Origin of the sequence: Pelagicoccus mobilis (assembly GCF_016595505.1) — a bacterium.
In the GTDB taxonomy this organism is placed as follows: Bacteria; Verrucomicrobiota; Verrucomicrobiia; order Opitutales; family Opitutaceae; genus Pelagicoccus; species Pelagicoccus mobilis.
Genome location: NZ_JAENIL010000003.1, coordinates 200,429 through 220,013 on the forward strand (window position 1 = coordinate 200,429; position 19,585 = coordinate 220,013).

Below are 19,585 nucleotides of genomic sequence, written 5' to 3' on the forward strand. Positions count from 1 at the left end.
GGGTCAAGTGAATGGTGGCGTCGGTTTGTTGATTGGTGAAAAGGGAGTTGCCAAGCGGTTGGGGATGTCCTTTCTCTTGCCAGTTACCAAAGTATTGAACCTTTTCTCAAAATGTCGGAATTAGAAGGAAATTGCCTCGTTTGTCAGTCGGGTGGACCCACTGCAGTCATTAACGCTAGCCTCGCAGGCGTCATCGAAGAAGCGCTCAATCACGAGTGCATCGAAGAAATCTACGGCGGGCTTAACGGCGTCGTAGGCCTTCTTAATGAAGATTTGGTGGATTTGGCTTCCGAGTCGCAGCAGACGATCCGCCTTCTCAAGTCTTCTCCCGGCTCCGCTCTCGGCACTTGCAAGTTCGCGTTCAAGAAGGACGAGGATCTGGAGCGAGCTCTCGAGGTTTTCAAAGCCCACAACATCCGCTACTTCTTCTACATCGGCGACAGCGAGTCCATGGCGATGCTCGACCAGCTGGACGCTCTTGCCAAAGAGCAGGGCTTCGAGATGCGGATCATCGGCATCCCGAAGACGATCAACAACGACATTTCGGCCACCGACCACACGCCAGGCTACGGCAGCATCATCAAGCATGTTGCGACCACGGTTCGCGAAATGGCGTGCGACAACGAGTCCATCGGCGAAGGCGATTACGTTTCTATTCTTGAGGTGCAGGGCCGCAATTCCGGCTGGATCGCTGCGGGCGCGGCGTTGGCGAAGCGTCGTGACGAGCCGCATGATCCGCCTCACATCATCCTTCTCCCAGAGATCGCTTTTGATCCGGAGAAGTTCGTGGCGGACGTGCAGAAGGTACTGGCTCGCGAGAAGTACTGCTTGATCGTAGTTGGCGAAGGCTTGGTTGACTTGGATGGAAACTATGTTTCCGCGAAGGCTTCCAGCACCGACGCGTTTGGGCATGTGCAGCTCGGTGGAGCTGGCGAATTCTTGCGCGGCGTGATCGAGACTCGTCTCGGTGTTTCGGCTCGTTCTTGCAAGCTCGGCGTAGCTGGGCGCGCGGCGACGCACAACGCTTCCCAGGCTGATTCGGACGAGGCTTACCAAGCTGGTTCGGCAGCGGTGGTCCAAGCGGTCGAGAACGGCAAGAGCGGCAAGATGATCACTTTGCAGCGTGCCGAGGCTGACTCCTACAAGTGCGAAACGGGTTGGGTCGACTTGTCGGATGTTCCTGCGACTTCCAAGCAGCTTCCTTCTGAGTGGATCAACGACGATGGCATCAGCATGAACTTCCCGTTCGTGAAGTATGCGACTCCTCTGATCCAGGGCGAAGTTCAGCTTACTTGGGAAAACGGGCTGCCGGTCTTCGCGAAGATCAGGGGCTCGCGTGTCGACAAGCTGCTGTCGGCCTACGAGATGTAAGGCGTTTGCCGTAAGATTTTCCGAACCCTCGCTGTCGCCTCTGTGACGCGAGGGTTTTTTCGTGTCTGCGTGGGGCGGCCGCACAAACGGTTTGCCCACTCGCTGCAAAGCTCTTTGCTGTTGTCTGTCCCTTTATGAAAGAAACTCCGACTTGGCTGCGCCCGAAGCGTTGGCTCGCCTTTTTCCTGACTCTGCTGGGTGTTTGCTCGTTTCTGGCGATTGTTCCTATAAGCCAGGAGGGTGAAACGGTGATGGGATTGCAGAGCGTCACGGTTGGTGACGAGGATGCGTCTTTCATCGATTATCTACGAGAAGGGGCGAGGCAGGTGCAGGTGAGAGGGCATTGGACCTCGTTGTTGCCTCCTTTGCTGGCGGTCATGATCGCCGCCTTTTTTCGAACCATGGTGGGCGCTTTGGTTTCGGCTTTCGTGGTGGGGAGTTTTTTGGCGTACGGATTGAATCCTTTGGCAACCGCGGTTTTGGGGGTGAACGATTTTCTGATCAAGCCGGCTTTGTCTCAGTTTAGCGTGATGATCATCGTGTTTCTGGTGGCCTTGGTGGGCATGGTGCACGTGATGTCGCGCAGTGGCGGTCTGCTGGGGCTTGTTGGCTTGATGGAGCGTTTCGCGAAAGGACGGCGTCGAGCGAAGGTAGCTATTTGGTTAAGTGGTCTGATCGTATTTTTCGACGATTATTCGAATACGGTGGTAGTGGGGACGACGATGCAAAGGCTGTCGGATCGTTGGAAAATCTCGCGCGAGAAGCTGGCTTATATCGTGGACTCGACGACAGCTCCGGTGGCCGGGATTGCTCTACTCTCAACTTGGGTGGCCTATGAGGTGTATTTGTTAGGCGAAGTTGCATCCGCGCACAATGTGGGGATATCTGGATACGGCATGCTGCTGGAGATGATTCCGCTACGGTTCTATTGTATCGGGACGCTTCTTTTTGTGCTCTTTACCTCGCTGTCGGGTCGCGACTTCGGGCCGATGTTGAAAGCGGAGCGAAGGGCGTTTCATGAAGGGAAGGTATTGGATGATTCGCACAGCTTGATCGGGCTGCAGAAAGAGCCCGGCGAGGAGAGCGGAGTGACGCCTCGTTGGTACAACGCGGCGATCCCGGTGTTGCTGCTGGTATTGGGGATTGTGCTTGGGATTTTGACGCTCGGAGCGAATCGGTTGGCTGGAGCCGGTATCGAGGTTTCAATGACGAGTTTGGCTGGATTGCGAGAGGTGTTCGGCGCGGCTGTCTATGATCCTGCCGGAGACGGCGATGCTGGGGCTATGCCTGCAATGCTAGCGGCTACGTTTGTGGCTGGAATCGTGGCGATCGTTTTGCCCCTCGCTCAGGGGGTGATGAAGGTTCGAGACGTATTGAGGGCTTACAGTCGTAGCCTTTCGACTCTCTGGATGGCGATCTTCATCTTGGCGATGGCTTGGTCGATGCGCGAGATTTGCGATAGTCTTGGGACGGCGTACTACTTGATTGCGATGCTGGGTGATAGCGTGCCGATTTGGATCTTGCCGTTGCTGACGTTTTTGGTGGCGGCGGTCATGTCCTTTGCGACTGGAACAAGTTGGGGGACGATGGGGATCTTGATACCGATTCTTATGCCGCTAGCTGTTGAGCTCGGGACGTTGGAACCGAGCCACTTTATTATCTTTCTTTTGACTGCTGCGGCCATTCTTGATGGGTCGATTTTTGGGGACCACTGTAGTCCTATCAGTGATACGACGGTGCTTTCGTCTGTCTCTACGGGATGCGATCATATCGCTCACGTGAATACGCAGTTGTATTATGCTCTTACCACGGTGGCGTTTTCATGCTTCCTTGGTTATCTCTTGGTCGCCCGCGGTTTTCCGATCTGGACGTTCTATCTTTTGTATCCGATCGGGGTTTGCTCTTTTCTTTGGCTTTTCGGCAATAAGGCAAAATCGTTGCCCGTTGTGGAGGCGGACATCGACTAATTGTTATGCAGGATATTTGGCCCCAACTTCGCGCTTGGTTTAAAACTCGCGAGCGCTTTGCGCTGGCGACAGTGGTGAATGCGAGCAAGCCCTCTCCGCGTGGAGTGGGATCTGTGCTTGCGGTGCACGAGGACGGCGAGCGGTTTATAGGCTCGGTCAGCGCGGGGTGCGTGGAGCATGAAGTGATCGAGGCAGCCAAGAAGTGCATTGAGGATGGAGAGACACGCTGGCTGAAGTTCGGACCAGGAGAAGGATTTCCTTGGGAGATCGAGTTGTCGTGCGGAGGTAAGATTGAGGTTCGCATCGAACCGGCTCCGCATCTTCGCGAGGGTACGGATGATCATTTCGTGGAGCGGATGATGGAGTCGCTCGATGAGCATGTCCCGTGTGTTTGGAGATCTTGCGGAAAACAGGATTCTTTAGATTTTGGCGAAGCTTTTCGTCGGGAGACCTATGAGGCGATAGAAGGCGAGAGCCGCGTGCTCTATCGGTTCCTGGGGCGGAGAAAGCGGCTTTTCGTGATTGGAGCGTCGCACATTGCGCTGCACCTGGCCTCTGCAGCGAAGATGCTTCAGTATGAAGTGATCGTGATTGATCCAAGGGAGAGCTACGCTCGCGAAGATCGTTTTCAGTTCGAACCGGATGCGTTGCACGTGGAGTGGCCGGAGGCGGCTCTCTCTAGGTATGCGCTCGATAAGGCGGATGCCTTGGTGGCGATTACGCACGACCCGAAAATCGATGATCAAGCGTTGGCGGCGGCTTTGTCGACGAATTGTGGATACGTTGGGGCTTTGGGGAGCAAGCGAAGCCATAAAGCCCGCTTGGGGCGATTGGTGAAGAAGGGGATTGAAGAGTCGGAACTGGGACGGATTTTCGGACCGGTGGGAATTGAAATCGGCAGTAAGACGCCTGCGGAGATTGCGGTCAGTATCGTAGCTCAATTGATCCAGGAACGAAATCGGTCTCAATGACGCGAATCAAGAAATTGGCGACAGTGGTGCTGGCTGCAGGCGAATCGAAGCGCTTTGGCAGCGAGAACAAATTGTTGCATCGCGTTGAAGGCGAGCCGCTTTTAGGGCATGTGCTGAATGCTGTCACCGCGTGCGATTTCGAGGATGTGGTTGTGGTGCTTGGCCACGAAGCGGATTCGATTCTCCCATTGTTGGAGGGCTTGCCTGTTCGTACGGTTCTTAGTCCGAACTATCGGGAAGGGATGGGGGAGAGTTTACGAGCGGGAGTGGAGGCTTTGCAGGATGCGGATTTGGATGGATTGATTGTGTGTCTATCCGATCTGCCAAAGCTGCGTCCACACCATGTGGAGAAGGTGATCGATGCATTTGCGAGTAACAATGGGTCCTCTGTGGTTGTACCCGTTTTTAAGGGACAACGGGGTCATCCGGTGTGTTTTCCGAAACGACTTTTCGAGAAGCTGAGTGCTCTATCTGGTGATCGCGGGGCTCGTGATCTTATCCGGGTGGAAGGGGAACGGGGCGTTTTTCTGGAAATGGATGACGACGCCTGTATTCGTGATGTGGATGAGAAATAGCTACTCTCTGGTGTTTCGGGCAGCTTGTTCCACTTGAGTGTAGAGGTTTTGGATCGTCTCGTTCGCGTTGAGCTTCATCGCTCTGCTGACGAAGATTTGCGATTCGGAGAATCGTTCTTCTTCGATGAGCAATTTTATGCGAGTGAGCAGGGCGTTGTATTCGTATTCTGGATCTTGCTCGGCTCGATCTAGAAGTAGGTAGGCTTTATCGCGATTTCCGGTTTCGGCTTGGAGTTGCCCGAGTCGGACGAGGAGCTTTCCGTTTGTGGGGTCGATGGTTTCCGCTTCGCTCAAACTTTCTATGGCTGCTTGGGTTTGCCCATTGTGATAGCTGAGTTCTGCGGCGATCATGTGGTAGTCGACGAGCTCTTGATCTTTTGGAGTGGCGGACTGCAGGTCGATCAGATCGAAAAGCTCTTGGGCGGCTGACATCTCTTTGTTGTGGACGAGTAGCTTGGCGGCTTCGATCAGGAACGAGACATCGCTGGGGCGGGCGTATTTCGCTGCGTCGAGGTAGGCGTCCCTCGCTGGTTTGAACATCTTGAGTTTCGAGTAGAGGCCGCCTAGGAGGTAGAGGGATTGGAAGTCGGCGGCTCCGAGGGAGCGGACGATTTCAAGATTGCGGGCAGCTCGCTGGTGATCGTCGCTACGAAGGTAGGCATTGGTTTGAGCGAGCCAGTATTCGGCATTTCGGGGGCTTCGTGCGATGAGCTCGTCCTGCATACGGATGGCTTCGACGTAGCGTTCTGCCTTGAGGTAGGTCTGGGCTTTGCCTTCGAGCCAGTCGAGATTGTTTGGCTCTGCGAGCACCGCTCGGTTGTAGGCGACCTCTGCGGAGATGTAGTTGCCTTCTGCGTAGTGGCAGTAGCCGAGCATGCCGAAGGTCTGCCCTTTGGTGTCGCCTAACTCGACGGCTTTCAGAAATGCGATGAGAGCGGATTTGGTGTCGCCGGATCGAAGCTTGAGAACGCCGAGGTTGGTCCAAGCTCTCTGGAAATCCGGGAAGCCTTCGATCGCTGCTTTGTATTGCTCTTCTGCGAGCAGGAATTCTTGGTTTTCGAAATAGATGTTGCCGAGCAGGTAGTTGAAGGAGGCGCTGTGTTTCTCCTCGGAGGTGACCATGCTTTGCAGGAAGTTTTGGGCCTGGGTTTTGTTGATGCGGAGGAGGGGGGCGATCTTCTTGAGCATAACCACTTCGATATCGTTGAGCGGTGGTTCTTTTTCCGAGAGCACCCCGTAGCTGGCAGTGAAGCGTTCGACGAACTCATCGCTGGAAAAGTCTGGTTCGCCCAGTTCGCGAGATGAGGAAACGGTTGCCAGAAGAAGGCTGGAGATGACTACAAGGTGGCGAATCATATGGTGAATGGACTGTTGCTGGAAGAGGGGCGGTAGGTTCCTTTTCGGCGGACGATGCATTGGACGGGCTTCCCGTCTTTTTTTGCGGGTTTGAAGCGGCAATTTTGAACGTACTCGATCATGAGGGGAATCGCTTCGGGGTAAGGCGTATCGATAATGTGGATATCTTTGGCCCGGCCTTGAAGGTCGATGCGGCAGAGGTAAGTGAAGGGGACTGCTTTGGTGGTGTTTCCGATTAGTTTGCCGGGGATCTTGAGGCCGGCTTGGTAGGTTACGGTGGGTTTCTCGGTAACATCCTTGTAGTCGTAGACGGCGAGATCTTTGAGGCCGTCGGTTTTGAAGCTGTCGATGGTGTCTTCGACGTTGACGCTGTTCTCGGTCAGTTTCTTGGGGGTGAGGCCGAAGTCGACGTCGAGGAAGCCAAGAGGGACATCGGCGGGACCGGAGGTGGCGGGTAGGTTGAAATTGATCGAGACGTTTGTCTTTTTCGGCGGAACCTTGGCGGGAGGAGGAGGTGGCGGAGGGGGTAGGTGGAACTCTGTCAGCGGTTCTGGCTCTTCGGGTGGGGTGAAGTCGATGCCGAGTTGTGTGAGCCCCATGGATAGAAAGACGGATCCCGCGAGCACCCAACCGCCTAGGAGGGCGAGGGGGTTGCGTTTGCTTTTGCGAAGCCGTTTTTCTAGGACGTTCATGTTTTCGTGTGCTGGCTACTGGTCGGTGGCAAAGTGGATGCGTTGCGCCCCTGCCGCTTTGGCTTCGCCGTATACGCGAGCGAAGGTGCCGTGGCTGGCGGAGGCGTCTGCCTGAATGATTACGTCTGACTCTTCGGTTGTCAGAATTCTCTGGATACGGGGACGTACGCCGGATATCCCTATTTCCTCGCCTCCGTAGTACACGCGGTCCCCATCGGAGATGGCGATGAGGATCGAGTTTTTGTTGAGGGCTTGGGCGGAGGCGGCTTGTGGTTTGTTCACTTCGATGCCGCTCTCTTCAACGAAGACGGTGGTGACGATGAAGAAGATGAGGAGGATGAAGATGCAGTCGATCATCGGGGAGAGGTTGATGTCGACGCTGTCTTGGTCGTATGCCGAGTTGCGTCGCCTCATTTTTGAAGCCCTTTCTGCATGGTGGCGATTTCGAGGTCTAGAAGTTGCGAGTCTTTCTTCCGGTAGATTCGACTTATGATTTGGGTGAGGAAGAGTCCGAAAATGGCGATCATCAATCCTGTTTGAGTCGTGATGAGGGCGACCTTGACTCCGTCCGCCACGGCTTTGGTGGTGTCTTGCCCAGCTTCTGCGCCGATGCCTTTGAATGTGTCGAGCATTCCTATGACGGTGCCTAGAAGCCCGAGGAGTGGGGCGGCTGCAATGAGGACGTGGGCATAGGTGAGCTGGTTGCTCACGATATTCGCGAGATTATCTCGGAAATCCTGAATCGCGGGGCGGCTGTCGTCTTGCGCTTGTTCTTTGAATACACGAGGTCCGTCGAGACGGCTTGTGAAGAGGAAGAGCCCGATTACGTTGCGATAGAGCAAGAAGGCCAAGAAGAGCAAGGCGATCATGATGGGGCCGCCGCTGAGTACGATTTCCCAGACGGTGACGAGCCAGGGAGGCAGGTTCATCTGGAGCCTCCCTGTTGGGTCGCGAACACTTGGCGACTGAAGTCGGTCGCTATCTGTTCCATGGCGGCGAGCCTACTTCTCATGATGCGCGAGAATATGCCGTGGAAGATGAGGGCTGGGATGGCGACGATCAAGCCCAGTTCCGTGGTGACGAGGGCTTCGGAGATTCCGGAGGAAAGCGATTTCGCGTCGCCGGTACCAAACACTTCGATGAGAGTGAAGGTTTTGATCATACCGACGACGGTCCCCAGAAGCCCCATGAGTGGCGCGACGGCAGCAGTGGTGGCGAGAACCGGGAGGAAGCGTTCAAGGCGAGGCCGATAGCGGAGGATGATTGAATCCATGGCATCGAGCTGGGTGTCGATGTCCGTCTTTGAAAAGTCGATACCGATTCCAAGTATCTTGGCGATCGGTCCTTTGAGGGAGGCGATTTTCGATTTTGCTTCATCGGCTGATTCGGTGACGGCCGAAATGGCGATGGAGCGAATGTCTTGCGGTTCGTGGATGCGGATGCCTCGCAGTTCGATGAGTTTATAGAGGGCGACGAGTATGGCCATCCCGCCCAGTGCGAGGATTGCGTAGCCGACCCAGCCCCCTTTGGAGACGTGCTCGGGGATTGTGCCTTTCGCTTTTTTCAGCACGAGAGCGTTTCCGAGCGAGCTATCGAGCGGGAGGAGACCGTTGCCTTGGTTTAAGAGTTCGTGAAGGTGTTGGGCGGCGGCTTGGTCGATCGGGCTCATCCCAGGTTCGATCGTGCCGGAGTTGAAGCGGAGCGGACCTGCGGTGCTATCGGTTTCCGACTTGAAGTAGGCGGTAGGGCCGACCAAGGCGATGGTGCCTTCTTTGACGCCGCCTGTCGGGGTGATCGCTCGGCCTTTAAAGCGAGTTCCGCCGATAAGCGACTCCTGGCGGTCGAGGCCTAGCTCGAGCGCTTCGAAGAGGGCGGGGAGCCGGTCGGCTGAGGCTTCGCCAACGGAGCTCAACTTTTCTCGGATTTCTCGGAGTGGGGCGATGTAGTTCTGATCTTCGGATACGTGGATACGGCTCTCGAAGTTTGTCAGGTACTCGGAGAGCACGCCGTGGGAGTACTGGGTTTGGGTATCGAGCGCGTTGATACGGGTTTGCTTGTCCTTGAGGTCGAACTCGCTTTCGGTTGCGTGGCGTTTTGCGTTGATCTCTTGGTGCCTGAGGCGGACGAGTTCGTTTTCGACTTGGTTGATTTGTGAGACGATCTCGAGCTTCTCGTTTTGGGTTTCCTTTAGGAAGGCTTGGTATTCGGCTAGGGTTTGCTCGATCCGATCCTGCGTTTTGCCGATGAGCTCAGCGAATTCGACTTCCGCTTGAGCTTGGAGGGTGGGTAGCGAGCAGTGGCAGAGAGCAGCGAGGGAGATGAGTGCGGGCTTTATCTTCATCCTTCACCTCCCGCGTTGAGAAATGAGTAGGGGACTTCTACGAGTTGAGGGTCGATGGTTTTGTCGTAGACGTCGAAGAGCTGTTTGATCGCGATCGGATTTTGGGTCTCCTCGATCCACTTCCATTCGCCGGAGGCGGGTTTGACAATCCAAGCTTTGCTGCCGTCCGCGTTCGAGGCGTAGGCGCCTGCTAGCCCCCAGTAGAGGACTCGTACTTCGATGACGGAGCCGTCATCGAGCGGTTTGATGGTGTGGTTGAGAGTTAGGTCGTTGTTGAACTCGTCGATCAAGGTGGAGATGGCGACGACGTTTTGGAGACGGTTTGGGAGCGGGGGTGCGCTGCCTCCTTCGTCTGGGATTTTCCGAATGAGGGGAGCTATTTCTTCTTTGAGGGGCTCGGGGAGGCGTTCCGTTAGTTTGAGGATGCGTCGCTCGTAGCTCTCTACCTTGGAGAGAATGAAGGTGTTGGATTGCTCGAAGGATTCGATTCTTTGGTTGGCGGCGTCGATTTCCTCCTGAAGGTCGTTGGTTTGCAGTTCCAGGATTTTGACGTTTTCCTCTAGGATCTCCTTGGTCGATCCCAGGGTGTTGATGGAGCCTTGGAGGAGCTCTTTTTCGGTTGCCCAGGACGCTTGCTCTTCTGAGATGCGATTTCTTGTTTGTATCCACCTTTCGGTGACGTCCTTGAGCGTGTCTAATTCTCTAGATTCGGAATGCGGGAGAACGAGGATGCTACTTGTGATTGAGAAGACGGCGAGCGCGGCGCGAGGTGTCATAGGATCTTTTTGGCGGTGTGAGAACGGCGGCGAGGGGGATTCGGGATTAGAGGAGTTGCTCGATTCTCTTTTGGTCGGCGAGGTGGGCGAACTGAGTTTTCGACAATAGGATTGAGAGGCAGGCGGCGCGCATGCTTTTGGCATCGGTTTGCGGGTCCATTGCGAGTTGGGAGAGTTGAGCTAGCTCCTGTTCTCCGACTTTCAGGTTGGCTGTATCGTTTGTGGCGGTTTTGAGGGAAAGAAGCAGGAGGCTGTCTTGGAGGGAATTTGTATTGGTCTGCGCTTCGAGCTCATGGCCCGCTGATTTGAGCAAGGAGCGGAGTTCGTTGGCGCAGCTGGTTGCGAACTCGAGGCCGAACATGTCGAGAGCTGATTGGTATTCGCTTTCAGAATACGTTCCTGAGTCGACGCTCGGATCTCTCGGGCTGACTCCCTCGTTTGCGATCCACTCTCGGTTTTGGTTTAGGCTGACCTCTGATTGGACATTGACTTCTTGGGCGAGCGGGACGCTGAGCTGGACGGGCGCCTTGGCTTCGAAAACGAAGTCCAAGCTCTTTTCGGTGTATTCGTAGGGGGTCTCTTCAGCGCTAATGATGAGGGTGCTGGGTACGAGGTGGATATTTTCGAGGATTTTCAGGTGATGTGGCTGCGGGGGCATGGGCTCGATCGCGATGGGTTGGCTGACTGAGCGTGCCATCGCTTCTGCGGTTTGCACCTGGCCGACTGCGGAGGCGTAGGCTTGGGCTTGTTGTGGGTTGTCTCCGACGGGAGGTGGGGTAGCCGCCAGGTTTTCTCTCGCCTGATTCAGGTCTTCTTGGGCGTTTCTGTATTCGTCGTTGTTGAGGGCTTCGATGTAGTCCTCGTATAGGATTTCGTAGTGCTCGAGGGCGGACTGATATGCTTCGGCTGCCTTTTCGTAGCGCTTTACGAGCTCGAGGAAATCGGGGTTGGGTTCTTCGACGACTGCCCCAGGGATCTTTGAGCCGACTTGGCGTTCCTCCACTGTATTGGTACTTTGGATATTCTGGATGTCGATATTGAGAACGAATTCGGGATCGGCTTCGCGTTGATCAAGTGTGGTGAGCTGAAATTCGTTTCCCCATTCGGATTCGAGGCCACGGACGATGCTGGCGCTTAGGCGTGGGTCGGTGTTGGCCGGGATTTCGACGGCGAGGGAGAGTTTGCTGATGGAGTGACCGAGGAGCTGGCTGACGAGGTAGGCTTCGCCGGGAAGTGGGGTGGTCTCGTCGAGCAGCTCTGCCCAACGCTTTGCGATCATGGAGCTCGCCGCTTCGCCTGCGGAGGTTTGGATACGTGAGCCGAAGACTTTGCTCAGTCCGGCTTGGTCGATTTGGGTTTTGATGAGGGCGAGCTGAGTGGTTTGGTTGCGGCGGCTTAGGCTGCTGACTTGATCGTTTAGTCGGTTGGAGAAGTCGGACTTGAGGAGTTCGACGAGTAGTTCGGAGTCTCCGAGATAGTATTGGGAGTAGGGGGCGAGAGCCTTGACGGAATCCTCCAAACTGAGGGATGGCTGGTTGGCGGTGTCGATCGCGTTGAGGGCGTTTGTCCTTAGTTCGGTTGTTTCCTCGAGTGCGGCTATATCTTCTTCTTTGGGTCGGTCTGTGTAGACGATCTGCTCGAGCAAGGCGATGCGTTTACCGAGGTTCGCTTCCGGTACGCTTTGCAGCTCCTTGCGCATGCGTTTGACGAGGGTTGAGGGATTGGTGCGCCTGATGGTGACGGTTGGCTCCTTCTCCTCTTCCTTTCCAGGAATGGCAGAGCGTTTGGGCTTCTCATCTTCTTCGACATGTTTCTTGTGTTCTTTGGTGAACCAGGGATCGGGGTCGTCCGCTGCCTTGGTGTAGGTGAGACACAGTGATGCGGCGCCGATAGCGACTGTCGCCACGCGAGTGAAGCGAGTGAGTAGGGCCATTGTACGAGACTGGGTTCTAAGTTGTTTCTGGGGAGGCGATGGGCAGATCGCCTAGGTTCTTCCGCAAGTGGGGGCGTGCGGACATTGGGTTGGGTTATGAAAAAATTGCGCCTTAGTTCTGGTAATACGAGGAATTAGAGCGGCTGCTTTCGTTATTTTTACTTTAATTCGTTCAGTGTTCCATGGGAGACGCAAAAAAGCCCGTGCAGGCTGGCTGCACGGGCTTTGAAAGGTGATTGAACTGATTCGAGTTCCTTACGCGTCGAGCTGTGGACGAGTGCTGTCCGGCCAGTCGATGTGGAAGAACTTGCCACGCTCTTGATCGACACGCTCGTAAGTGTGGGCGCCGAAGTAGTCGCGCTGAGCCTGCAGGAGATTCGCTGGGAGGCGATCGCTGCGGTAGCTGTCGTAGTAGGAGAGTGCTGACATGAAGGTTGGGATCGCTACGCCGCTGGTCGCAGCTGCGGCGACAACCTTACGCCAGTTCGCTTCGCAACGCTCGATCTCGCCCTTGAAGTAGGGGTCGAGGAGGAGGTTGGCGAGGTTTTCGTCGCGCTGGTACGCTTCGTAGATCTTTTGGAGGAAAGCAGCTCGGATGATGCAGCCGCCGCGGAAGATCATAGAGATCTCGCCGAAGTTGAGCTTCCAATCGTACTCTTCCTGAGCGGCACGCATGAGCTGGAAGCCTTGTGCGTAGGAACAGATCTTGGAGCAGTAGAGGGCGTCGTGGATGGCTTGGACGAACTCTTCCTTGTCGCCGTCGAAGGCTTCGAGGACTGGTGTGATGATCTTGGAAGCTGCAACGCGCTCTTCCTTGACCGCGGAAATGCAGCGAGCGAATACCGCTTCGGCGATGGATGGAGCGGCGACGCCCATGTCGAGAGCGTTGACGGATGTCCACTTGCCGGTGCCCTTTTGGCCAGCGGTGTCGAGAACGATGTCGACGAATGGCTTGCCGGTTACGGGGTCGTCCTGGGCGAGGATGTCGGTGGTGATTTCGATGAGGAAGGAGTCGAGAACGCCTTGGTTCCACTCGCCGAATACCTTGGACATTTCCTTAGGCTCCATGCCGAGCAGTTTGCCCATGATGGCGTAGGCTTCGCAGATCATCTGCATGTCGCCGTACTCGATGCCGTTGTGGACCATCTTGACGTAGTGGCCGGCGCCGTTTTCGCCGATGTAAGTTGTGCAGGTCACGCCGCCTTCGACTGGCTTGCCTGGGGCTGCGCCTTCGATTGGCTTGCCGGTTTCAGCGTCGACCTTAGCTGCGATGGCCTCCCAGATTGGCTTGAGCTCGTTCCAAGCGGACTCCTTGCCGCCTGGCATGAGGGATGGGCCGAAGCGGGCGCCTTCTTCGCCGCCGGAAACGCCGGAACCGATGAAGCGGAAGCCAGCGTCGTTGAGCTCCTTCTCGCGACGGATGGTGTCGGTCCAGAGAGCGTTGCCGCCATCGATGATGATATCGTCTGGCTCGAGCAGTGGAGTGAGGCCTGCGATCACCGCGTCGGTCGCCTTGCCGGCTTGGACGAGGATGATGATCTTGCGAGGGCGCTTGAGAGATTGAACGAACTCCTCGAGAGTCTGGGCGCCGAAGAGGCCGCCTGGAGTGTCCGGATTTTTGGCTACGAATTCGTCCGTCTTGGACGTGGTGCGGTTGTAGACCGAAATCTTGAAGCCGTGGTCGGCAATGTTGAGCGCCAAGTTTTGACCCATGACGGCGAGGCCGATGAGTCCGATGTCTGATGTTGCTGTAGACATAGTAGGATCGTGTTAAGAGGACGGGGAGTAAAGGACGCCCCAATCTCCCCAGCAAGCGCAAAATTGCCACACGTGTAGGGTTATGGCTTCTATTCGTGCGGGTAATAAATTTGATTCCCGAAAAGCATGAAAGAAATTAAGGCTCCGCGTCTGGTTTATGAAGACACTTCATGCTTTGAAGGCGGCGACTCAAGAGCCTTGTGAGGAGCCTTTTCCGGGGCGGGCGGCTTTCTGCTTGGGGAGCTAAGCTCCGGAGGTGGGGAGAAATTGGGCGATCATGTTGACCATGGGGGTCAGGATCTCCGGCTCGTTGCGGTGGTAGATCCAATTCATGAAAATAATGACGGCGGTGGCCGCGATGATTGGATACATGACGAGTTTCGGTAGTGATTTGAGGGTCATGAAGACCGAGTACGCGAAAATAAGCCCCAAAACTCCAATTGCGTAGGGAAACCACGGCTGATTGTAGAGAGGTTGTAGAGACTGAAGTAATTTTTCCACGTAGTGCATGTGCTAGAAACGCATCGTACCAATGTGGAATATCGTCCGGTTTTCTCTTAGGTTAAGTTTCTTGGTGGCAATTTACCCATCCGGTGGTGCCGCTTGAGTAGTGTTCCTTTTTCCAGATAGGGACTCGGCCTTTGATTTCTTCGATGATGTAGCGGCAAGCGTCGAAGGCGGCCCCGCGGTGGGCTGCGGAAACGCCTACCCAGACAGCGATGCCTCCGATTTCGAGGAGGCCGACTCGGTGTTGGGCGATGGCGGCGTCGATCTCGAACTTTTCGAAGGCTTCGGCGACGATCCGCTGGCCTTCTTTGTTGGCGAGGGCTGGGTAGGAGGAGTACTCGAGGCGGTCGACGGGTTGCCCTTCGTTGTGGTTGCGCACCCAGCCTTCGAAGGTGGCTAGGGCTCCGGCGTGGGCGTCGAGCAGTTCGCGTTTCAGCTCTTCGGGCTGAAGCGGATCTTTGGAAATTATGAAGGATGAAGTTTGAATTGTGAAAGGGGGTTGGGGGATCAGCCGCCGGCTACGGGGGGGATGAAGACGATGGAGTCGCCGTCGGCGAGTGGGGTTTCCCAACTGGCGAAGTCGTCGTTGACGGCGACTTTGAGGGCGGTGGTGGGGAGGGTGAAGCCGTGCGTCTGGGCGAGTTCCTGGTAGAGGTCGTTCGCGGTGGCTGCGGAGCTTTGGATGGTTTCCTCGTCGAGACCGCGTTGGTCTTTGAGAAGAGCGAAGTATTGGATGGTGAGTTTCACTCAGGTTCCGGGTTGCGGGTGGTTTGCTATGCTTTGTAGTCGCCGCTTTTGCCGCCGGTTTTCTCGAGGAGTCGGACGTCTTCGATGACGATGGCTTTAGAGAGGGCTTTGCACATGTCGTACAACGTGAGGGCGGCGCCGCTGGCTGCGGTGAGCGCTTCCATTTCTACGCCTGTCTTGGCATCGGTGGTGCAAGTGGCTTGGACTTCGACCCGTACTTCGTCGACGGGCTCGATGGTGACTTTGCACTTGGTCAAGGGGAGGGGGTGGCAAAGGGGGATGAGGTCGCTGGTCTTTTTGGCGGCTTGGATTCCGGCGAGGATGGCGGTGTGGAAGACTGGGCCTTTCTTGCTTTGCAGTTCTTGGCCGTCGAACTGGGCCATGATTTCTGGGGTGAGTTGGACGATGGCTCGGGCGGTGGCGGTGCGGCGGGTGACGTCTTTCTCGGTGACGTCGACCATGTGCGGTTGCTGGTTCTCGTCTAGGTGGGTGAATTTGTTCGCTGCGCTCACGAGGTGGTTAGGCGTTAGGTTTTTGGCTGTAGGTTGACCTAGATGGGCCAGGGGTAGAATTGGAAGGCTTCGCCTTCTGGGAAGATTTTGCGGGATTTGGGGAGCTCGATGAAGCCGTCGGTTTTGGCCACGGACACGAAGTCGCCGGATGTGTTGAAGAGGGCTGGGGTAGCCCACAGTTCGCCGCTTGCTTTCGGTTCGGCGACGGCGGGGAGAAAGAGGGTGAGCTCGGGTTTGAAGGTAAGGTCGTGGTTGAGCTTGGCGTAGCAGGGTTTGGCGGGCGGGAGTCCGATCCACTTTTCGAGGGCAGGAATCACGTAGCGGCGCAAGCAGGTGAAGCAGGAGACTGGATTTCCGGGGAGGGCGAAGACGGGGAGCCGCGCTCCGTCTCGTGAGAATTGGCCGTACCACATGGGTTTTCCGGGACGTTGGCTGACCCATTGGAAGCGGATGGATACCCCGAGTTTGGCGAGTGTCTCTGGGATGTAGTCGTATTTCCCTTTGGATACGCCTCCGGCTAGGATGATGGAGTCGCAGCGTTGCATGAGCTCGCGGAGTTGGGTCTCGATTTGCTCTTGGTCGTCGGGGATGTGTACGCGTTCGACGTTTGGAAAGCCTGCGGAGACGAGCGCGGTGGAAAGGGTGAGGTCGTTTGAGCGGCGAATCTGGTGTGGCTCGGGTGTTTGCTCGATGGATACAAGCTCGTCTCCGGTGGAGACGATGGCGATGCGGGGGCTTCGCGATACGGAGACTTCTGCTTTGCCGACGGAGGCGGCGATGGCGATCTCTTTGGCGGTGAGCTTGCGGTTGGGCGAGAGCAGTTCGGCGCCTGACTTGCAGTCGCTCCCTTGGGCGTGCACCGCGGTGTGGAAATCGAGCTGGAGTCCGTCTGGCAGGATGGCGGTGTCGTCTTTGATTTCGAGGTCTTCGATTTTGACGACGCAGTCTGCCATTTGCGGCAAGGGGGCGCCGGTCATGATTTCGAGGCAGGCTTTAAGCTCGGGGAGGGCTTGCTGGGGGGCACCGGCTGGGGCGGTTCCGCCGATCTTGAATTTGCGTTGGCCGGTGTTGTAGGTGGAGCTGTTGATCGCGATTCCGTCCATGGTTGCCCGGTCGAAGGGCGGGAGGGCGCGGTCGGCGTTGATGGGCTCTCGTAGGCAGCGTCCAAGAGCGGCGTCGATGGCGACTGTTTCTGGGTCGATCTCCCCGATGCTGTCGAGGATGAGTTTTTCGGCTTCTTGGACGGTAATCACTAGGGGAGTGACAATTCCGATTTTTCTGGCTTGGGCAATTAAATCTGTCGCTTTGCGAGAGGAGCTTAGCGGTTCTGGCCTATGGGATGCTCAACTGTAGGGGCGTTCGCGGTTGCGAGGATGAGTGGTGTCCGCGGGTTTAGAGACTTTTGGAGGGGGCGGTTCGCTTGTTTATTCGAAGGTGAAGCTGCCTTCGAGGACCCAATCGTCGGGTGACTCGCCTTCGACGTAGTCGGGGGTGGCGTCTCGGATGTAGACGTAGCCGCCGTTGTGGCTGGTCCACTCGAGGAAGTATTGGATTTCGGGGATGCTGGAGTCTGTGCCGAGCAGGTAGATCCAGACTTGGGTTCGGCCGTCGCTGAGCTCGTACCAAACGTAGTCTGCATCGTAGCTGAGGTCGGGAACTGAGTAGGTGGCGGTTTGTTCCGCGGCGAAGTCGATCGTCTCGGTGTAGGCCTCTTCGCCCTCGCCGGTGGTGACGGTGAGCGTGCTGCCTGAGGCGTCGCGCGAGAGGTGTCCGTAGATTTCTGATACGCGTTTGAAGTGGGCGGGTTTGCCGTTGTGGAGCTCTTGGGTGATTTCGAGGTCGTGGGTGTCTCCTTCGTCGAACTTGCCGGCGATCGTGCCGGCGTGGGACCAGTTTTCGAGATCTTCGGAGGTTTCGACTTGGTAGCGGGCGCTGGGCAGGCTGTGGACGCGGAGCTTGGGGTCGGTCTTGGGTTGGCGGACGAGTTCTATGTCTGCCGGGAAGCGTTCTGGAAAGAGGTGGGGTTGGTAGTGGAAGGCTTCGGCTTCTGCTCCTATTCGTAGGATTTGTATGGAGTTTATGGCGACGGGACTTTCGAGGAGATGGTCGGGGTCGGAGACTGTGTTGGCTGGGCCGGTGGTGGGGAGTTGGGAGATGGACTCGAGGGTTTCTAGTCCGTCGATGGTTTCGCCAAATACGTTGTAGAGGCCGTCGAATTCGGGGACTGCTTCGAGAGTGAAGAAGAATTGGGATCCGTTGGTGTTTGGTCCGCTGTTGGCCATGGAGAGGGTGCCGGGCCGGTCATGGTTGAGGTCGGGGCGAACTTCGTCTGGCCAGTAGTAGCCGGGGCCGCCGTAGCCGTCGCCGAGAGGGTCGCCGCCTTGGACGATGAAGTCGGGGATGGCGCGATGGAGGGTGAGCCCGTCGTAGAAGGGAGTGGCGATGGGTTCGCCGTTGGCGTCCCAGAGGATGATGCTGCCTTCGGCGAGGCCGATGAAGTTGGCGCAGGAGATGGGGGCTTCTTTGTAGAAGAGGCGGGTGGTTATTTGTCCTTCGCTCGTGTCGAAGAGCGCGTAGATGCCGTCTGCAGTGGGTTGGCTGAAGCTGGCGGCGACGCTCCAGCAACCGAGCAGAATGGCAATGGGGATTCTCATGCAAGAAGGACGGTGCCCGGTCCGACTTTATTCGCTCGTTTTGTGGCGAGCTTTTTCTGGATGCCGCTTACGGGGTGACCACTTCGAAGGTCCCGGTGGTCGGATAGCGGAGTGGGTTTCCGCTGATGTAGTCGTCGATCCAGACGTAGAGGCCGCCTGAGGTTTCGTCGACGTACTTGATGTGCATGACCATCTCGTGGTTGAGGGCGATGCTGCTCAGGCGAATTCGTCCGCCGTCTGGGATGCGGTGGTAGGTGTAGAAGTCGATGTCGAAGGTGAGTTCTTCCGAGAAGATGATTTTCCCCTTGCCGTCGTTGTTGAACTGAAAGGTCCAGTTCTCGCCGGGAACCGCTTCGTTGATAACGGCGTTTATGGTGACGTTGTCCAAGACCTCGGAGTAGTCGTAGGGAGCTTGTTGGGGAGCTTTTACCCGAGCGAAGAGGGGGGCTGGACCGATGGGTGCGTCCGCGATTGTGGACCCGGTGTTGGTGAGGGTGGTTGTTTCCCAGGCTTGTAGATCGCTGCTGGTCTCCACCTCGTAGGGGGCGCCGGGAATGGCTTCCAGGCTGAGGAGGGCTCCTTCGTCTGGGTCGGGTTGCGATTTTACTTTGGGGGTGGGCAAGCGGTAGGGCAGTTCGAGCTGGGAGACGTAGAACGCGTTGGCGGCGTCGCCTTCTCTGACGATGGTCACGGAGTTGATCGTGACGTCTTCAGTGGGGCGGCTGGTTTCGGGATCGACGGCGACTTCCCCGATCGCGTCGATCACGTCGGTCCCGTCCACCACTTCGCCGAAGACGGAGAATTTTCCGTCGAGATTGTAGCCGGCTGGCGGCTGGCCGGGGAGGGCTGCGGCGGTGATGAAGAACTGGCTGCCGGTGGAAATGTCGTTGATATCCGCAGTGCCAGGGTCGCAGCTGATGCAGCTGGTGTTGTACATGGAGAGGGAGTAGTCCGGATTGTGCGAGAGGTTGGGGTGGAGCTCTTCGGGGATGGTGTACCCCGGTCCGTTTACTGTATTGTCTTCCGGTAGCGGGTCACCCGCCTGGATTAGGAAATCCTTGAATACTAAGTGGAAGACGAGGCCGTCGTAGAAGGGGCGTTGCTCGACGATGTCGCCGGTTTCGGGGTCGAATCTTGGGATGGTTCCTTCGGCGAGGCCGATGAAGTTGCCTGTCGTCAAGGGGACGGCGTCGTAGGCCAGCTTGGCGGTGAATTCGCCCATGGAGGTATCGAAGACCGCGTAGATGCCTTCTTCTTCGGGTTCGAAGGCGTTTGTGGTCTGGATAGCGGCGAAGAGTGCTAGGGTCGCGACGCTGCGGTGGATGTTGTCTTTGAGAGAGTAGTGGGCGGTAGCCATCTGGATTGCTATACGTAGGATGAGAGGCCTCGGATTCGAGTTAATTGAGGCGTATCGGGACTTTTCTT

The 19,585-nt window shown here is 56.6% G+C and carries 19 protein-coding genes; 4 read left to right on the forward strand and 15 right to left on the reverse strand.

Going from position 1 to position 19,585, the window contains the following annotated elements:
- The first annotated feature begins 111 nt into the window (after positions 1–111).
- The 4 genes from JIN87_RS02510 to JIN87_RS02525 all read left to right on the forward strand — a co-directional run bounded on the left by JIN87_RS02510 (position 112) and on the right by JIN87_RS02525 (position 4,884).
- The gene (locus tag JIN87_RS02510) at positions 112–1,371 is read left to right on the forward strand and encodes a 6-phosphofructokinase (protein ID WP_200353936.1); all 1,260 of its coding nucleotides are present in this window, start codon (positions 112–114) and stop codon (positions 1,369–1,371) included.
- A gap of 134 nt (positions 1,372–1,505) precedes the next feature.
- Positions 1,506–3,338 carry a Na+/H+ antiporter NhaC family protein gene (locus tag JIN87_RS02515; RefSeq protein WP_200353937.1) on the forward strand — a complete coding sequence of 611 codons (1,833 nt, stop codon included), beginning with the start codon at positions 1,506–1,508 and terminating at the stop codon, positions 3,336–3,338.
- A gap of 5 nt (positions 3,339–3,343) precedes the next feature.
- Positions 3,344–4,309 (forward strand): XdhC family protein, encoded by a 966-nt coding sequence (locus JIN87_RS02520; protein WP_200353938.1) that lies wholly within the window; start codon positions 3,344–3,346, stop codon positions 4,307–4,309.
- Entirely contained in the window at positions 4,306–4,884 is a 579-nt protein-coding gene (locus tag JIN87_RS02525) for a nucleotidyltransferase family protein (RefSeq protein WP_200353939.1), read from the forward strand. Before JIN87_RS02520 ends, JIN87_RS02525 begins: the two co-directional genes overlap by 4 nt.
- Here JIN87_RS02525 and JIN87_RS02530 read toward each other — a convergent pair whose 3' ends face one another.
- The 15 genes from JIN87_RS02530 to JIN87_RS02600 all read right to left on the reverse strand — a co-directional run bounded on the left by JIN87_RS02530 (position 4,885) and on the right by JIN87_RS02600 (position 19,517).
- Positions 4,885–6,240 carry a tetratricopeptide repeat protein gene (locus JIN87_RS02530; protein ID WP_200353940.1) on the reverse strand — a complete coding sequence of 452 codons (1,356 nt, stop codon included), beginning with the start codon at positions 6,238–6,240 and terminating at the stop codon, positions 4,885–4,887.
- Entirely contained in the window at positions 6,237–6,932 is a 696-nt protein-coding gene (locus JIN87_RS02535; RefSeq protein ID WP_200353941.1) for an energy transducer TonB, read from the reverse strand. The genes JIN87_RS02530 and JIN87_RS02535 overlap by 4 nt, the downstream gene beginning before the upstream one ends.
- A gap of 15 nt (positions 6,933–6,947) precedes the next feature.
- Positions 6,948–7,346, reverse strand: a complete 399-nt coding sequence (locus JIN87_RS02540; protein WP_200353942.1) for an ExbD/TolR family protein — start codon at positions 7,344–7,346, stop codon at positions 6,948–6,950.
- Positions 7,343–7,861 (reverse strand): MotA/TolQ/ExbB proton channel family protein, encoded by a 519-nt coding sequence (locus JIN87_RS02545; RefSeq protein WP_200353943.1) that lies wholly within the window; start codon positions 7,859–7,861, stop codon positions 7,343–7,345. The genes JIN87_RS02540 and JIN87_RS02545 overlap by 4 nt, the downstream gene beginning before the upstream one ends.
- On the reverse strand, positions 7,858–9,273 hold the full coding sequence (locus JIN87_RS02550) for a MotA/TolQ/ExbB proton channel family protein (RefSeq protein WP_200353944.1): 1,416 nt from the start codon (positions 9,271–9,273) through the stop codon (positions 7,858–7,860). The genes JIN87_RS02545 and JIN87_RS02550 overlap by 4 nt, the downstream gene beginning before the upstream one ends.
- Positions 9,270–10,049, reverse strand: a complete 780-nt coding sequence (locus JIN87_RS02555) for a DUF3450 family protein (protein ID WP_200353945.1) — start codon at positions 10,047–10,049, stop codon at positions 9,270–9,272. Before JIN87_RS02555 ends, JIN87_RS02550 begins: the two co-directional genes overlap by 4 nt.
- A gap of 46 nt (positions 10,050–10,095) precedes the next feature.
- Positions 10,096–11,982, reverse strand: coding sequence for a hypothetical protein (locus JIN87_RS02560; protein WP_200353946.1), 1,887 nt, complete (start codon positions 11,980–11,982; stop codon positions 10,096–10,098).
- Positions 11,983–12,237: 255 nt separating this feature from the next.
- Positions 12,238–13,740, reverse strand: coding sequence for an NADP-dependent phosphogluconate dehydrogenase (gndA, locus tag JIN87_RS02565; RefSeq protein WP_200353947.1), 1,503 nt, complete (start codon positions 13,738–13,740; stop codon positions 12,238–12,240).
- Between the two features lie 243 nt (positions 13,741–13,983).
- The gene (locus tag JIN87_RS02570; protein WP_200353948.1) at positions 13,984–14,241 is read right to left on the reverse strand and encodes a hypothetical protein; all 258 of its coding nucleotides are present in this window, start codon (positions 14,239–14,241) and stop codon (positions 13,984–13,986) included.
- A 61-nt stretch (positions 14,242–14,302) separates the two neighbouring features.
- The gene (locus JIN87_RS02575; protein ID WP_378924141.1) at positions 14,303–14,716 is read right to left on the reverse strand and encodes a molybdenum cofactor biosynthesis protein MoaE; all 414 of its coding nucleotides are present in this window, start codon (positions 14,714–14,716) and stop codon (positions 14,303–14,305) included.
- A 38-nt stretch (positions 14,717–14,754) separates the two neighbouring features.
- Complete coding sequence (locus tag JIN87_RS02580) at positions 14,755–14,994, reverse strand: MoaD/ThiS family protein (RefSeq protein ID WP_200353950.1); 240 nt, start codon at positions 14,992–14,994, stop codon at positions 14,755–14,757.
- A 26-nt stretch (positions 14,995–15,020) separates the two neighbouring features.
- A complete protein-coding gene (moaC, locus tag JIN87_RS02585) occupies positions 15,021–15,506 on the reverse strand; it encodes a cyclic pyranopterin monophosphate synthase MoaC (protein WP_200353951.1) in 486 nt (161 codons plus the stop codon).
- Between the two features lie 38 nt (positions 15,507–15,544).
- Positions 15,545–16,759, reverse strand: coding sequence for a molybdopterin molybdotransferase MoeA (locus JIN87_RS02590; protein WP_200353952.1), 1,215 nt, complete (start codon positions 16,757–16,759; stop codon positions 15,545–15,547).
- Positions 16,760–16,930: 171 nt separating this feature from the next.
- Entirely contained in the window at positions 16,931–18,160 is a 1,230-nt protein-coding gene (locus tag JIN87_RS02595; protein WP_200353953.1) for a peptidylprolyl isomerase, read from the reverse strand.
- Between the two features lie 67 nt (positions 18,161–18,227).
- Complete coding sequence (locus tag JIN87_RS02600; RefSeq protein WP_200353954.1) at positions 18,228–19,517, reverse strand: peptidylprolyl isomerase; 1,290 nt, start codon at positions 19,515–19,517, stop codon at positions 18,228–18,230.
- Between the last annotated feature and the right edge of the window lie 68 nt (positions 19,518–19,585).